General features: G+C 69.1%; 13 protein-coding genes. All 13 read right to left on the bottom strand.

Annotated features, from left to right (window positions below):
- Positions 1–104: 104 nt before the first annotated feature.
- Positions 105–800, bottom strand: a complete 696-nt coding sequence (locus ACP93_RS13800) for a ribonuclease HII (RefSeq protein ID WP_048491239.1) — start codon at positions 798–800, stop codon at positions 105–107.
- A complete protein-coding gene (gene lpxB, locus ACP93_RS13795) occupies positions 797–2,107 on the bottom strand; it encodes a lipid-A-disaccharide synthase (RefSeq protein ID WP_204243692.1) in 1,311 nt (436 codons plus the stop codon). Before lpxB ends, ACP93_RS13800 begins: the two co-directional genes overlap by 4 nt.
- A complete protein-coding gene (lpxA, locus tag ACP93_RS13790; protein ID WP_048491238.1) occupies positions 2,104–2,895 on the bottom strand; it encodes an acyl-ACP--UDP-N-acetylglucosamine O-acyltransferase in 792 nt (263 codons plus the stop codon). Before lpxA ends, lpxB begins: the two co-directional genes overlap by 4 nt.
- 19 nt (positions 2,896–2,914) lie before the next feature.
- Positions 2,915–3,385 carry a 3-hydroxyacyl-ACP dehydratase FabZ gene (gene fabZ / locus ACP93_RS13785; RefSeq protein ID WP_048491237.1) on the bottom strand — a complete coding sequence of 157 codons (471 nt, stop codon included), beginning with the start codon at positions 3,383–3,385 and terminating at the stop codon, positions 2,915–2,917.
- Complete coding sequence (lpxD, locus tag ACP93_RS13780; RefSeq protein WP_048491236.1) at positions 3,382–4,404, bottom strand: UDP-3-O-(3-hydroxymyristoyl)glucosamine N-acyltransferase; 1,023 nt, start codon at positions 4,402–4,404, stop codon at positions 3,382–3,384. Before lpxD ends, fabZ begins: the two co-directional genes overlap by 4 nt.
- A gap of 370 nt (positions 4,405–4,774) precedes the next feature.
- Positions 4,775–7,195, bottom strand: a complete 2,421-nt coding sequence (gene bamA, locus ACP93_RS13775) for an outer membrane protein assembly factor BamA (protein ID WP_048491235.1) — start codon at positions 7,193–7,195, stop codon at positions 4,775–4,777.
- An 80-nt stretch (positions 7,196–7,275) separates the two neighbouring features.
- Complete coding sequence (gene rseP, locus ACP93_RS13770) at positions 7,276–8,634, bottom strand: RIP metalloprotease RseP (RefSeq protein WP_048491234.1); 1,359 nt, start codon at positions 8,632–8,634, stop codon at positions 7,276–7,278.
- A gap of 26 nt (positions 8,635–8,660) precedes the next feature.
- Positions 8,661–9,866, bottom strand: a complete 1,206-nt coding sequence (gene dxr, locus ACP93_RS13765; protein ID WP_082143471.1) for a 1-deoxy-D-xylulose-5-phosphate reductoisomerase — start codon at positions 9,864–9,866, stop codon at positions 8,661–8,663.
- A 5-nt stretch (positions 9,867–9,871) separates the two neighbouring features.
- Entirely contained in the window at positions 9,872–10,696 is an 825-nt protein-coding gene (locus tag ACP93_RS13760) for a phosphatidate cytidylyltransferase (protein ID WP_048491233.1), read from the bottom strand.
- Positions 10,693–11,433: a polyprenyl diphosphate synthase gene (gene uppS, locus ACP93_RS13755; RefSeq protein ID WP_048491232.1), complete on the bottom strand. Its 741-nt coding sequence runs from the start codon at positions 11,431–11,433 to the stop codon at positions 10,693–10,695. Before uppS ends, ACP93_RS13760 begins: the two co-directional genes overlap by 4 nt.
- A gap of 38 nt (positions 11,434–11,471) precedes the next feature.
- Positions 11,472–12,029, bottom strand: coding sequence for a ribosome recycling factor (gene frr, locus ACP93_RS13750; RefSeq protein WP_048491231.1), 558 nt, complete (start codon positions 12,027–12,029; stop codon positions 11,472–11,474).
- Positions 12,030–12,224: 195 nt separating this feature from the next.
- Positions 12,225–12,947, bottom strand: coding sequence for a UMP kinase (gene pyrH / locus ACP93_RS13745; protein WP_010344040.1), 723 nt, complete (start codon positions 12,945–12,947; stop codon positions 12,225–12,227).
- Positions 12,948–13,028: 81 nt separating this feature from the next.
- Complete coding sequence (locus ACP93_RS13740; protein WP_048491230.1) at positions 13,029–14,525, bottom strand: GGDEF domain-containing protein; 1,497 nt, start codon at positions 14,523–14,525, stop codon at positions 13,029–13,031.
- Between the last annotated feature and the right edge of the window lie 95 nt (positions 14,526–14,620).

The raw sequence follows: 14,620 nt of genomic DNA, 5'->3' as shown, positions 1-14,620 counted from the left end.
GGCTTGACAGTGAGGGGCGGGGATTGGGGATTCGGGATTTGGGATTCGCGGCGGTCTCACTGATTCCTGAGCCGCACGCGATGCTGACGGCGCCGTGCACGCGTCTACGCGAGCTGCAGCGACTCCAACGAATCCTCAATCCCCACTGCCGAATCCCGGCCCGTCAGGGCCATCCGCACCGGCGCGAAGCTGCGCCGATGGTGGATGCAGGGACCGTGTGCGGCCAGCGCGGCCAGGTGCGCCGGCGTGGCGTAGCCCTTGTGCAGGTCGAAGCCGTAGTGCGGGTGTTCGTCGTGCAGGCGCTGCATGATCCGGTCGCGGGTGACCTTGGCGACGATCGAGGCGGCCATGATCGCGCGGTCCAGGCCGTCGCCGCCGACCAGCGCCTCGGCGGCGCAGGGCAGGCCCTTGGGCACGCGGTTGCCGTCGATGCGGGCGAAGCCGGCCACGTGCGCCACGCCCTCCACCGCGCGGCGCATGCCCAGCATGGTCGCCTGGTAGATGTTCAGCCGGTCGATCTCCTCGGCCTCGATCAGCACCACCTGCCAGGCCAGCGCCCGCTCGACGATGCGCGCATACAGCGTCTCGCGGCGCGCCGCGGTCAGCTGCTTGGAGTCGTCCAGCCCGTTGATGCGGGTACGCGCCGGATCGAACACCACCGCCGCCACCGCCACCGGCCCGGCCAGGGGGCCGCGGCCGGCTTCGTCGACGCCGGCGTAAAGCCGGGAATCGGGAGTGGGGAATGGGGAATGGGACAAAAGCGACTGCTGCGGCGACGGCGGGGAAAGGGAGCGCTTCATGCCCTTGCTCCTGACGATTCCCGATTCCCGATTCCCGAATCCCGGCTCTCAAGCACTTCGAGCACCGCATCGGCCGCGCGCGCCGAGGCGTCCTGGCGCAGCAGCAGATGCAGGCGTTCGTACTCCGGCTGCAGCGCCGCCACCGCCTGCGGGTTGCGCAGCCAGTGCAGCAGCGCGGCGGCCAGGGCGTCGGGGGTGCAGGCGTCCTGCATCAGTTCCGGCGCCAGGTCGTGGCCGGCGAGGATGTTGGGCAGGGCGTAGCGGTCCACCTTCAGCAGGCCCAGCGCCTTGACGATGCGGTAGGTGAGCGGAGCGACCTTGTAGCCGACCACCATCGGTCGCTTCACCAGCATGGCTTCCAGGGTCGCGGTGCCGGACGCCAGCAGCACCGCATCGGCGGCGAGCAGCGCGGTGCGCGCGTCGCCGTCCAGCACCTGGGTGGCCGCCGCCGGCAGGGCCGAACGCGCGAGTTGCTCGGCGATCAGCGCCTTGCACGCGGCATTGGCGGCCGGCACCAGCACGCGCGCGTTCGGAAGCTGCTGCAGCACCTGCGCGGCGGCGGCGAAGAAGGTGTCGCCGAGCTTGCCGATCTCGCCCAGGCGGCTGCCCGGCAGCACCGCCAGCACCGGCACGTCGGCGGCCACGCCGAGGGCGGCGCGCGCCGCGCCACGGTCGGCGTGCAACGCGATCGCATCGGCCATCGGGTGGCCGACGAAGCGCGCGTCCACGCCGTGCTTGGCGTAGATCGGCGGCTCCATCGGGAACAGGCACAGCACCCGGTCGGCGCTGGCACCGATCTTGGCCGCGCGCTGCTCGCGCCAGGCCCATACCGACGGACTGACGTAATGCACGGTGCGCAGCCCGCGCTGCTTCAGCCAGCGCTCCACGCCCAGGTTGAAGTCGGGCGCGTCGATGCCGACGAACACGTCCGGACGCCAGGCCAGCAGCCGCTCGCGCAGCGCGCGGCGCAGCTTGAGCAGGCGCGGCAGATGCCGCAGCACTTCCAGCAGGCCCATCACCGCCAGCTCGCTGGCATCGAACCAGGTCTGGCACCCGGCCTGGCGCATTGCCTCGCCGCCGACCCCGGCGAACTCGGCGTCGGGATAGCGCGCGCGCAGCGCCTCGATCAGCCCCGCGCCCAGCAGGTCGCCGGAGGCTTCGCCGGCGACCAGGGCGATGCGCAGCGGTGCTGCGCGGGGATTGAGGAGTGGGGAGTGGGGATTCGCAACAGCGGAAGCGGCGCGATCGGCACCGGCAATGCTGCCGTTGCCAATCCCCAATCCCGACTCCCGACTCCCGGCGTTCATCGCAACAACGGCCGCTCGCTGGATTCGATGAATTCCAGCATCGCGCGCACGTCCTCGCTGCCTTCGGCCAGCACCGCCAACTGGTGCTTGGCCTCGGCCAGCGGCAGGCCGGCCACGTACAGCGCGCGGTAGGCGCGCTTGATCGCGGCCACGCGCTCGGGATCGAAGCCGCGGCGCTTCAGCCCTTCGCTGTTGATGCCGCGGGGGCGGCCCAGAGAATTGCCGCCGACCATGGTGTACGGCGGCACGTCGCCGTTGATCAGTGCGCCCATGCCGAGGAAGGCGTGATCGCCGATGCGGCAGAACTGGTGCGCGCCGGCGAAGCCGCTGATGATCACGTGGTCGCCCACTTCCACGTGCCCGGCCAGGGTGGTGTTGTTGGAGAACACGCAGTGGTTGCCGACGATGCAATCGTGGGCGACGTGGGTGTAGGCGAGGAACCAGTTGTCGCTGCCGACCCGTGTGATGCCGCCGCCGCTGCCGGTGCCGCGGCTGACGGTGACGAACTCGCGGATCACGTTGCGATCGCCGATCACCAGTTCGGTGCGTTCGCCGGCGAACTTCTTGTCCTGCGGGTCGCCGCCGAGCGCGACGTGGCCGACCAGGCGGTTGTCGCGGCCCAGCCGGGTCGGGCCGACGATGCTGCAATGCGAGCCGATCTCGCAGCCTTCGCCGATCTCCACCTCGGCGCCGATCACGGTGAAGGCGCCGACGCGCACGTCGGCGGCGAGTGTCGCGCCAGGGTCGATGATCGCGGAGGGGTGAATCAGGGGAGCGTTGGCGCTCATCGCAGGTCTCCTGCCAGGGTCATTCGCGGGTGCCGGCGCACAGCACTTCGGCGCAGGCCACGACCTTGCCGTCGACCTTGGCTTCGCCGTAGTACACCGCCATGTTGCGGATCACCCGCTTGATCTCCACGTGCAGCTCCAGCACGTCGCCGGGCACCACCTGGGCGTTGAAGCGGGCGTTGTCGACCTTGACCATGTAGAACAGCTTGGACTGCGCGTCGCGGCCCATCGCCAGCTGGGTCAGGATGCCGCCGGCCTGCGCCAGCGCCTCGATGATCAGCACGCCCGGCATGATCGGCTGGCCGGGGAAATGGCCCTGGAAGTACGGCTCGTTGATGCTCACGTTCTTGTGCGCGACGATCCGGCGGTTCTCGAAATCCAGCGAGACCACCTTGTCCACCAGCAGGAACGGGTAGCGATGCGGAAGCAGTGCGCGGATCTGGTTGATGTCCGGCAGGGTGGCGTCCGGCAGGGGCTGATCGTGGCTCATTCCTTCTCCTTGCTGACAGACAGGATGCGACGGGCCAGGGCATCGAGCTGTTTGAAGCGCGCGGCGTTCTTGCGCCACGTGCGGTTGTCGGTCAATGGGGTGCCGGACGAATACTCGCCCGGCGCGTGGATGGAGTTGCGCACGACCGACTTGCCGGTGACCACGACCTTGTCGCAGATCTCCAGGTGGCCGACCACGCCGACCGCGCCGCCGAGCATCACGTAGCGGCCGATCTTGGCGCTGCCGGCGATGCCGGTGCAGCCGGCGATGGCGCTGTGCGCGCCGATGTGCACGTTGTGCGCGACCTGCACCAGGTTGTCCAGGCGCACGTCTTCTTCGAGGGTGGTGTCTTCCAGCGCGCCGCGGTCCACGCAGGTGTTGGCGCCGATCTCGCAATCGTCGCCGATGCTGACGCCGCCCAGTTGCGGCACCTTGATCCAGCGGCCGGCGTCCATCGCCAGGCCGAAGCCGTCGGCGCCGAGCACCGCACCGGGATGCACGCGCACGCGTTGGCCCATGCGCACCCGGGTGACCAGGGTGACGCGGGCGATCAGTTCGCTGCCCGCGCCGACCTGGCAGTCCTCGCCGATCACGCAGCCGGGGCCGATCACGCAGCCCTCGCCGACCACGCTGCGCGCGCCGATGCTGACGAACGCGCCGACGTGCGCACTCGCCGCGACCTGCGCGCTGGGATCGATGCTGGCGCTGGGATGGATGCCGGGCGGCCGCGCCGGTGCCGCATCGAACAGCGCGGCGATCTTGGCGAAGGCGACATACGGGTCGCGCGCGATCAGCGCGGTCCCGGGCGCCGCCTCGGCGTCGTCGGCGCGCAGCACCACGATCGCCGCGGTGCTGTCGGCCAGTTGCGCGCGATAGCGGGGATTGGCCAGGAAGCTGAGCTGCCCCGGGCCGGCCTGTGCCAGCGTGGCCACGCCGCGCACCGCGACGCTGCCGTCGCCATGCACCTGCAGCCCGAAACGCTCGGCGATCTCGTCAGCGGTATAGGTCGAAGTATTCACCGGGCGATTCTACCGTGTGCCACCAACCCGGTCATACGTACTGCCGCGTAGGGCGTGCGACCCGCTCGCGCGACACCGCCCGAACAGCCACGATCAACCTACAGATGAGGATCAGCCTACTGGAGTAAAGCCCCCTTTGGTAAAGGGGGCGCGCCGAAGGCGCGGGGATTCGGAAAGTAATGAGCCGGGGCCCGCGATTCGCAACGCGAATCGTGGGGCGTCAGCGCGAATGCGATGGCGCGCGCCCCCTTTTGTTAAAGGGGGCGCGCCGAAGACGCGGGGGATTAGGCAGGCCAAGCCCCGGCCAGGTGTTCGCGCAGCGAAAACCTGGGCTGCCAGAGTTTCACCCTGGCAGCGGGTGGGCAGTTCGTCAGAACTGACCGCCGAACGTGAACTGCAGGCGCTCGATCTCGTCGTTGTCTTCCTTCTTCAGCGGAACCGCATAGCTGATCGAGATCGGGCCGACCGGCGCGCGCCACAGCAAGGCGATACCCGTCGAGGCGCGCAGCTGGTTGGACTTGAAGTTGTCCACGCCATTGAACACATTGCCGACGTCCACGAAGGCCGAGATGCGCGCCGACGGGCTGTCGAACAGCTTCGGGAAGTACATTTCCGCCGAGCCCACGGTCTTGAACGAGCCACCCAGCGGCTGGCCGCGGCTGTACGAGGCGGTGGCCTCCGAGCGCGGGCCGAGGGTGTTGTCCTCGAAGCCGCGGACCGAGTTGGTGCCGCCGGCGTAGAAGTTCTCGTAGAACGGCAGGCCGGAGGCGGTGACGCGGCGGACCAGGTTGGTGCCGTCGCAGGCCTGCGGGTTGTAGACCGGCGTGCCCTGCGCATTGGGCACGGTGACGCCGCAGATGTCGCGCGAGACGTCGCTGCCGTAGCTGTCGCCGTAGCCGAACTCCGCGCGGGTGTTGAGCACCAGCGCCGGCGAGATCGGCCAGTACTTGGAGATCTGGTAGTTGAGCTTCCAGTACTCCACGGTCGAGCCGGGCAGGGTGGCTTCCAGGCCGACGCGCTGGTACATGCCGCGGGTGGGCATGAAGTAGTCGTTGCGGGTGTCGCGCGCCCAGCCCAGTTCGCTGCGCCAGGCGTGGAAGGTCTTGGTCCCCATCGCGTCGATGTAGTTGATGATCGCCTGCGGGGTGAAGCCGGGGTAGGTGGTGATCTGGTTGCTGTCGATGCCGAACATCAGCGAGACGCTGTCGGTCTCGGTGATCGGCACGCCGAAGATCACCTGCGCCGCGCCGTTGGTGCTGTTGTACTGCGCGGTGCCGAAGTCGGAATAATCCAGCTTGCGCCACGACAGGTTGTAGCCCAGCGACACGCCGTCGTCGGTGAAGAACGGGTTGGTGTAGGAGAACGCGTAGCGCTCCTGGTAGCTGCTGCGCGAGGCGTCCACCGCGACGCGGTTGCCGCCGCCGAGGAAGTTGTTCTGCGACAGCTGCACCGAGGTGGTGACGCCGTAGGTCTGCGAATAGCCCAGGCCGAAGGTGAAGCTGCCCGAGGTGGTCTCCTTGACGTTGTAGACCACGTCGACCTTGTCGTTGCTGCCCGGCACCGGCGGCGTTTCCACGTCCACCGATTCGAAGTAGCCCAGGCGCTGCAGGCGGATCTTGGAGCGGTCGATCGCCGCCTGCGAGTACCAGGTGTCCTCGAACTGGCGCATTTCGCGGCGCAGCACTTCGTCGGAGGTGCGGGTGTTGCCGCGGAACACGATGCGCCGCACCGACACGCGCGGGCCGGGCGTCACCTGCAGGTTCACCGCCACCGTGCGCTTCTCGCGGTCGGTGGTCGGGATCGGGGTGACCTTGGCGAAGGCGTAGCCGATGTTGCTCAGGGTGTTGGTAATCGCGTCGGAACTGTATTCCAGCAGCGCGCGCGAGAAGGTGTCGCCGGCCTTGGGGATCACCAGCTTCTCGATCTCTTCCTGCGGCAGGATGGTGTCGCCGGTGACCTTGATGTCGGAGATCTTGTACTGCTCGCCTTCGGTGATGCCGGCGGTCAGGTACATGTCGCGCTTGTCGGGGCTGATCGCGACCTGGGTGGAGTCGACGCTGAAGTCGACATAGCCGCGGTCCAGGTACCAGGAGTTGAGCTTCTCCAGGTCGCCGGACAACTTTTCCTTGGAGTACTGGTCGTCGCGGCGGTACCAGGACAGCCAGTTGTGCTCGCGCGACTCCCAGTTCTCCAGGATGTCCTTGTTGAGGAACTTCTCGGTGCCGATCAGGTTGACGTGGCGGATCTTGGCCGCCTTGCCTTCCTTGATCGCGATGGCCACATCGACGCGGTTGCGGTCCAGCGGGCTGACCGTCGGGGTGATCTCGACGTTGTACTTGCCGCGGTTGTTGTACTGGCGGGTCAGTTCCTGGGTCACCCGGTCCAGGCTCAGCCGGTCGAAGGTGCCACCTTCGCTGAGGCCGATGTCGGACAGGCCCTTGAGCAGTTCCTCGCTCTTGATGTCCTTGTTGCCGGTGACGGTCAGCTTGTTGATCGCCGGACGTTCCTTGACCGTCACCACCAGGATGTTGCCCTGGCGGTCGACGCGCACGTCCTCGAAGAAGCCGGTGCGGTACAGCGCACGGATCGCCTCGGCGACCTTGGCCTCGTCCACGCTGTCGCCGCGTTCCACCGGCAGGTAGGTGAACACGGTGCCGGACGAAATGCGTTGCAGCCCGTCGACGCGGATGTCGCTGGCGGTGAAGGGCTCCGCTACCTGGGCCAGGGCCGGCAGGCTGAGGCTGGCGGCGAGGGCGAGGGCAAGCAGGCGGCGAGTGGGAAATCTCGTCATGTCACGTCCGGTAGAGGTCGATATCGTTGTTGCATGGGCGCCGGCGCAAGACGACAGCGGGTCGAGTGGATCGGCACGGGTCATCGCAGCGCCTGGCCGAAGAGGTCGTTGTAGAACGCCAACCCCATCAGTCCAGCCAGCAACGTCAGGCCCACGAATTGCCCTGCCGCCATGGCGCGCTCGCTCAGCGGGCTGCCCTTGACCAACTCGATAAGGTAATACAGCAAGTGCCCGCCGTCCAAGATCGGGATCGGCAGCAGGTTCATGATCGCCAGGCTCAGCGACAGCAGGGCCAGGAAATTCAGGAACCAGTCCGGGCCCTGCTTGGCCGAGACGTTGGCGACCTTGGCGATGGTGATCGGGCCGGAAACGTTCTTCAGCGAGGCCTCGCCGGTCAGCATGCGGCGCAGGATGCCGAGCGTGTCGCCGGCCAGCCGGCCGGTCTCGCGGAAGGCGACCGGGATCGCCGCCAGCGGGCCGTAGCGCAGGGTGGCGTCGTAGGCCGGGCGGCGCTGTTCGCCGATGCCGACGCCCAGCTTCCAGGTCGGCGCGCCGGGGCCGGCGGCCTGCTTGAGATGGACCTCCAGGGCCAGCCGTTCGCCGTTGCGCTCGACCTCGATCAGGCCGTTGCCGCCATCGCGGCCCAGGGCCTGCACCCGTGGCGCGACCTGGTCGGCGCTGGTGATCGAGGTGCCGTCCACTGCCAGCACGCGGTCGCCGGGGCGCAGCACGCCGTCGGCGGCCGAGCCGGGGGCGACATTGGCGATCACCGCCGGCTGCAGGGTGAAGCGCCAGGTCAGGCCGGCCAGGGCCGGCACCTGCTGCTCGTCGAAACCGACCGGCAACTGCGACAGGCGCAGGGTGCGCGTATGGCTGGCGCCGTCCTGCGCGTCCTCGGTCTGCACCGGCACGTCCTCGCGGTCCATGGCGGCCACTGTCAGCTGCATGGCAGCCTCGCTCCAGGTCGCGACGTCGCGGTCGCCGACGCGGACGATGCGCTCGCCGGGCTGGAACCCGGCCTGCTGCGCCAGGCCCTCGGCGCGGCCGACGATGGGCGCGTAGTCCTGCTTGCCGATCACGAACATGGCCCACAGCAGCGCCACGCACAGGATCAGGTTGGCGATGGGGCCGGCGGCGACGATGGCGATGCGCTGCCACACGCTCTTGTTGTTGAAGGCCTGTGCGCGCTCGGCCGGGGCGACCTCGCCCTCGCGTTCGTCGAGCATCTTCACGTAGCCGCCGAGCGGGATCGCGGCGATCGCGAACTCGGTGCCGTGGCGGTCGTAGTGCGACCACAGCGGCTTGCCGAAGCCCACCGAGAAGCGCAGCACCTTGACCCCGCAGCGGCGGGCGACCCAGAAATGGCCGAACTCGTGGAAGGTCACCAGGATGCCCAGGCTGACCAGCATCCACCAGATGGAGCCGACGACATTACCCATGCGCGTGGCTCATGGCGGCGTGGGGATCAAGCATGGGCGAAGTGGCGGGCAATGGCGAGTTCGGTGATCTTGCGCGAGTGCGCATCCGCCGCCAGCAACGCGTCCAGGGAATCGGCCGCGACCGCAGGCAGCTCGGTCAGGGCGTTCTCGACCAGCGCAGGAATCGATAGGAAACCGATCCGGCCCTGAAGAAAGGCTGAAACAGCCACTTCGTTGGCCGCGTTCAGGATCGCCGGGGCGCTGCCGCCGGCCTGCATCGCGCGCCAGGCCAGGCCCAGGCAGGGGAAGGCGTCCAGGTCCGGTGCCTCGAAATCCAGCCGGCCCTGCACCAGCAGGTCCAGCCCGGCGACCCCGGAGGCGATGCGCTCCGGCCAGCCCAGACCCACCGCCAGGGTGGTGCGCATGTCCGGCAGGCCCATCTGCGCCAGGGTCGAACCGTCGATGAACTCGACCAGCGAATGCACCAGGCTCTGCGGGTGCACCAGCACCTCGATGCGCTCGGGCGCCAGCGCGAACAGGTGGTGGGCCTCGATCACTTCCAGGCCCTTGTTCATCAACGTCGCCGAATCGACCGAGATCTTCGGCCCCATCGACCACTTCGGGTGCGCCACGGCCTGCGCCGGGGTCACCGTCTGCAGGCGCGCGCGGTCCCAGCCGCGGAACGGGCCGCCGGACGCGGTCAGCAGCACCCGCCGCACCTCGGCGCCGGTCTGGCGCGAGCGCAGGCATTGGAAGATGGCGTTGTGCTCGCTGTCGATCGGGATGATCTCGGCACCGGCCGCGGCGGCGGCGGCGGTGACCAGTTCGCCGGCCAGCACCAGCGCTTCCTTGTTGGCCAGCAGCAGGCGCTTGCCGGCGCGGGCCGCGGCCAGGGTCGAGGCCAGGCCGGCGGCACCCACGATCGCGGCGACCACGCTGTCGCAGGCGTCGCTGGCCACCAACTGGTCCAGCGCGGCGTCGCCGGCATGGGCCTGGGTCGACAGCCCGGCCGCGCGCAGGCCGTCGCGCAGCGCCGGGTACAGCGCCGGATCGGCGATCACGGCATGCGCGGGGCGGTGCGTGGCGCACAGCGCCAGCAGCGCGTCGACGTTGCGACCGGCCGCCAGCACGCCGGCACGCAGGCGCTGCGGATGGCGCGCGATCACGTCCAGCGCCGAGGCGCCGATCGAGCCGGTGGCGCCGAGCACGGCGATGGTGCGAACCGTGGCGGCCTTGCTGGGTTGCGTGTTCACCGGCCTCAGAACCCGAAGATGTCCTTGCCCAGCGCGAAGATCGGCAGCGCCGCCAGCACGCCGTCGATCCGGTCCAGCACGCCGCCATGGCCGGGAATCACGTTGCCCGAGTCCTTGGCGCCGACGTGGCGCTTGAGCAGGCTCTCGAACAGGTCGCCGACCACCGAGGCCAGCACGCTGACCGCGGCCACGATCAGCAGCCCGGGCAGGTGCGGCAGGGTCACCCCGGCCAGCCAGCCGAAGCCGGCGGCCACGATCAGGCCGGCCAGCAGGCCGCCGACCAGGCCTTCCACGGTCTTGTTGGGGCTGATCCGCGGCGCCAGCTTGTGCTTGCCGAACTGGCGGCCGGCGAAATAGGCGCCGGAATCGGCGGCCCACACCGTGGCCAGCGCGGTCAGCAGCCAGCGGTGGCCGTTCGGCTCGCTGGCATGGATCAGACCCAGCGCGGCCCAGGCCGGCACGATCGCCAGGGTGCCGGCGGCGAGCTTGAACACCCGCGCATAGGTGGCGTGGTCGGAGCCGAAGCGGTAGAAGCCCAGCCACAGCAGGGCCACGCACCACCAGCCGGCACCGATCAGGGTGGTCAGCTGGAACAGCACCAGCGAGCCGGCCGAGGCCCACACCAGCAGCACCATCAGCAGCAGGTTGAGCAGCAGCAGGATGGTGCGCGGCAGGGTGTCGTCGACTTCCGCCAGCTTCAGCCATTCCCACAGGCCGATCAGGAAGATCAACGCGGCCAGCGCGACCAGCCACTGAGTCGGCAGCAGCAGGATGGCGCAGATGGCCAGCGGGGCCATGATCAGCGCGGCGATGACGCGGGTACGGGTCATGCGGAAACGTTCTCCGTCGCCGTTTCGGCGACCTGCGCGCTGGTGAGGCCGAAACGCCGCTCGCGGCGGGCGTAGTCGTCCAGGGCTTGTTGCAGCACCTCGGGACCGAACTCGGGCCAGAGGGTCTCGGTGAACCACAGTTCGGTGTAGGCCAGCTGCCACAGCAGGAAGTTGCTGATGCGCAGGTCGCCGCCGGTGCGGATGAACAGGTCCGGCGGCGGCAGGTCGGCCAGCGCCATGCGCGCCGACAGCGCGTCCTCGTCGATCTGCTCCGGGCGCAGGCGCCCGGCGGCGACGTCCTCGGCCAGCGCGCGCGCGGCCAGGGCGATGTCCTGGCGGCCGCCGTAGCTGGCGGCGATCGACAGGTGCAGGGCCTGATTGTCGCGGGTGCGCGCCTCGGCCTGGGCCATGCGCTCGCACAGCGACGGCGCGAAGCGCGAACGGTCGCCGATGAAGCGCACGCGCACGCCGCGCCGCTGCAGTTCCTCGACCTCGCGGTCGAGTGCATGCAGGAACAGCTTCATCAGCGCGTCCACTTCCTCCTGCGGGCGCCCCCAGTTCTCGCTGGAAAAGGCGAACAGGGTCAGCGCCGCGATGCCGCGCTCCAGGCAGAAGTCGATGGTGCGGTTGACCGCGCGGGCGCCGGCACGGTGGCCGATCACGCGCGGCCGGCGGCGGCGCTGCGCCCAGCGGCCGTTGCCATCCATGATGATGGCCAGGTGGCGGGGCAGGGACATGGGGACGGGGTCGGAAGGCATGGCCGGCAGGCGCAGGCTCAGACCGCCATCAGTTCCTGTTCCTTGCCCTTGACCACGTCGTCCACGTCCTTGATCGCCTTGTCGGTCAGCTTCTGGATGTCGTCCTCGCTGGCGCGGGCTTCGTCCTCGGTGACCTTCTTGTCCTTCAGCAGGTCCTTGACCTGCTGGTTGGCGTCGCGGCGGATGTTGCGGATCGCGACCTTGGTGTCCTCGCCTTCGCCGTGCACGACCTTGGACAGCTCGCGGCGGCGCTCCTCGGTGAGCGCGGGCAGGTTGAGGCGGATGGTGGTGCCGGCGGTGTTCGGGGTCAGGCCCAGGTCCGAGGCCAGGATCGCCTTCTCGACCGCGCCGACCATCTGCTTTTCCCACGGGGTGATGGTCAGCGAACGCGCATCGGCGACGGCGACGCTGGCGACCTGGCTCAGCGGCATGTCCGAGCCGTAGTAGTTGACCTTCAGGTGCTCGACCAAGGCGGTCGACGCGCGGCCGGTGCGCACCTTGACGAGCGTATGACGCAGCGCGTCGATGCTCTTGGCCATGCGGGTCTGTGCGTCTTGCTTGATTTCGTTGAGCATCGCCGGTGTCCGTACTGAATCTGAATCGGACGATTATAGCCTGCTGGGAGTGGGGAATCGGGAATGGGGAATGGCAAAGGCGCATCCCGGCGCGCCCAACTGAACGCCAGTGTTGCGAGAATCGGGGCTAGCGCCAATGTTGCGGTGCGCAACGCTGTTGCGATTCCCTAATCCCGATTCCCCATTCCCGGCTTTTCAGCCCCGACCCTTCACCAGCGTGCCGATCTCGGCGCCGCGCAGGATCTTCAGCAGTTCGCCGGGCTGGCCCATGTTGAAGATGCGCAGCGGCAGGTCGCTGTCGCGGGCCAGGGCGAAGGCGGCGGTGTCCATCACCTCGAGGTTGCGGGCGATGACTTCGTCGTAGGTCAGGCTGTCGAAGCGCACCGCGTCGGCGTGCTTCTTCGGGTCCTTGTCGTACACGCCGTCGACCTTGGTCGCCTTCAGCAGCAGGTCGGCGCCGATCTCGATCGCGCGCAGCGCCGCGCCGGAGTCGGTGGTGAAGAAGGGATTGCCGGTGCCGGCGGCGAAGATCGCGATGCGGCCCTTCTCCAGGTGGCGGATCGCACGGCGGCGGATGAAGTCCTCGCACACGTCGTTGATCTTGATCGCGCTCATCACCCGCACCTTGGCGCCGAGCTTCTCCAGCGCGTCCTGCATCGCCAGCGCGTTGATGACGGTGGCGAGCATGCCCATGTGGTCGCCGGTGACCCGGTCCATGCCGTTGGCGGCCAGGCCGGCGCCGCGGAAGATGTTGCCGCCGCCGATCACCAGCGCCACTTCGGCGCCGGCTTGCTGCGCCTCGATCACCTCATGGGCGAGGCGGTTGATGATCTTGGGGTCGATGCCGTAGTCCCCGTCTCCCATCAGCGCTTCGCCGGAAAGTTTCAACAGGATACGGCGATAGGCGAGCTGGGACATGGCGACCTCGTTGGGGGATGACGGGCAAACCACACGATTTTAGCCGATGCGCGCCAGCGCGTCTGTGCCGCCGGCGATGCTTCAGCGTTGCGCCTCGCCGGACGAGCGCGCGGTGACGCGGTTGCGGCCGCCGTGCTTGGCGCTGTACAGCATGTCGTCGGCCGCCTGCAGCAGCTCCTGCGCGCTGTTGAAGCGCTCGCGGCCGCCCTGGGTGGCCACGCCCGCCGAGAAGCTGATGTGCAGCGGCCCCTGCTTGGTTTCGGTCATGGGCCGCTGTGCGATCTCGGCGAGGATGCGCCGCATCACCCCGAGCGCGGCTTCCTCGCCGGTGTTGGGCAGCAGCACCAGGAACTCCTCGCCGCCGAAGCGCGCCACGGTGTCGCTGCTGCGCAGCAGCGGCTGCAGGGTCTGCGCGAACGCGCGCAGCACCTGGTCGCCGACCAGGTGGCCGTGCGCGTCGTTGATCTTCTTGAAATCGTCCAGGTCGATGAAGGCCACCGACAGCGGCCAGTCGTGGCGGTTGGCCAGCTCGAACTGCTGCTTGAGCAGGGTGTCCAGCTGGTGCCGGTTGAATACGCCGGTGAGGGCGTCGCGGCTGGCCTGTTCGGCCAGGCGCCGCGCGTGCTGCTCGTACTCGTCGGCACGCTGGCGCACGCGGTTGGCTTCCTGCACTTCGCGCAGGTTGCGCAGCACCATCAGCTCGCGCGCGTGGCTGATGATCGCATCGACCCGTTCCGGCTGTGCGATGCGCACCTCGAAGATCGGGCTGACCGCCGGCAGCGCCTCGGCGATCTGGCCGACCACCTCGTCGAAGCGGCGGCTGTCCAGCTGCAGCTCGTGGTAGGCGCGTTGCATCGCGTGGGTGCGCGCGGCTTCGGGGTCGTTGCTGAGCCAGATGTCGGCGATCGGGCCGGACAGCCGCACGCAGATGTCGAAGGGGTCGGTGGCGGCCGTGGTGTCGCCGCCGCTGCCGATGCTGCGCTGCAGGTAGCTGGGCAGCTTCCATTTCTGCGCCAGCCAGGCGCCGACTTCGGCGCGGTCGGCGCCCAGGTGTTCGCGCTCCAGCGCGCTCAGCCGCTGCGGATCGCCGGCGGCCTCGCGCAGCAGCGCGGCGTACTGGTCGTGGCAGACGTGCAGCAGGGCCAGTGCGCCCATGTCCTGCAGCAGCCCGGCCAGCATCAGCTCCTCGTGCTTGCGCAGTCCCGCGGCCTGGCCGAGCAGGCGGCTGGCCAGCGCCGCCAGCACGCTGCGCCGCCACAGCCGTTCCTGCGGCTCGCCGCTGCCGCCACGCAGGCTCTGCACCATCGAGAAGCCCAGCGCCAGGCTTAGCGCTGCGTTCAGGCCGAGCATGGTCAGGGCCTGGCCGAGGTTGTCGACGCGGCGCCGGCTGGCGTACAGCGGCGAGTTGGCGATGCGCAGCATGCGCGCGCTCAGCGCCATGTCCATGGCGATGGCGTCGGCGGTGGCGGCGAGATCCACGTCCGCATCCTGCGCCAGTTCGATGATGCGCAGGGCAACGCCGGGCGGCGAGGGCAGGTCGCGGGAGTGACTCAGGATCGCTTCGAGTTCAGGATGCATGCACTTCCGATACGGCATGGAATGAGGGTTGGGGCAGCGGCCTGTCCCGGCCCGCGCAGCGTACACCCGCAAAAAAAAAGCCGCGACAGTGCGCG

Source organism: Xanthomonas sp. NCPPB 1128 (assembly GCF_001043115.1).
Taxonomy (GTDB): Bacteria; Pseudomonadota; Gammaproteobacteria; order Xanthomonadales; family Xanthomonadaceae; genus Xanthomonas_A.
Note: the sequence above shows the minus strand (reverse complement) of the source record. Positions and strands in the feature narration are given on the sequence as shown.

Bases quoted from the DNA above. Each gene is read 5' to 3' on its own strand.
- lpxA (WP_048491238.1), bottom strand. From the start codon at position 2,895: ATGAGCGCCAACGCTCCCCTGATTCACCCCTCCGCGATCATCGACCCT.
- bamA (WP_048491235.1), bottom strand. From the start codon at position 7,195: ATGACGAGATTTCCCACTCGCCGCCTGCTTGCCCTCGCCCTCGCCGCC.
- ACP93_RS13800 (WP_048491239.1), bottom strand. From the start codon at position 800: ATGAAGCGCTCCCTTTCCCCGCCGTCGCCGCAGCAGTCGCTTTTGTCC.
- frr (WP_048491231.1), bottom strand. From the start codon at position 12,029: ATGCTCAACGAAATCAAGCAAGACGCACAGACCCGCATGGCCAAGAGC.
- lpxB (WP_204243692.1), bottom strand. From the start codon at position 2,107: ATGAACGCCGGGAGTCGGGAGTCGGGATTGGGGATTGGCAACGGCAGC.
- ACP93_RS13760 (WP_048491233.1), bottom strand. From the start codon at position 10,696: ATGACCCGTACCCGCGTCATCGCCGCGCTGATCATGGCCCCGCTGGCC.
- fabZ (WP_048491237.1), bottom strand. From the start codon at position 3,385: ATGAGCCACGATCAGCCCCTGCCGGACGCCACCCTGCCGGACATCAAC.
- pyrH (WP_010344040.1), bottom strand. From the start codon at position 12,947: ATGTCCCAGCTCGCCTATCGCCGTATCCTGTTGAAACTTTCCGGCGAA.
- ACP93_RS13740 (WP_048491230.1), bottom strand. From the start codon at position 14,525: ATGCATCCTGAACTCGAAGCGATCCTGAGTCACTCCCGCGACCTGCCC.
- rseP (WP_048491234.1), bottom strand. From the start codon at position 8,634: ATGGGTAATGTCGTCGGCTCCATCTGGTGGATGCTGGTCAGCCTGGGC.
- uppS (WP_048491232.1), bottom strand. From the start codon at position 11,433: ATGTCCCTGCCCCGCCACCTGGCCATCATCATGGATGGCAACGGCCGC.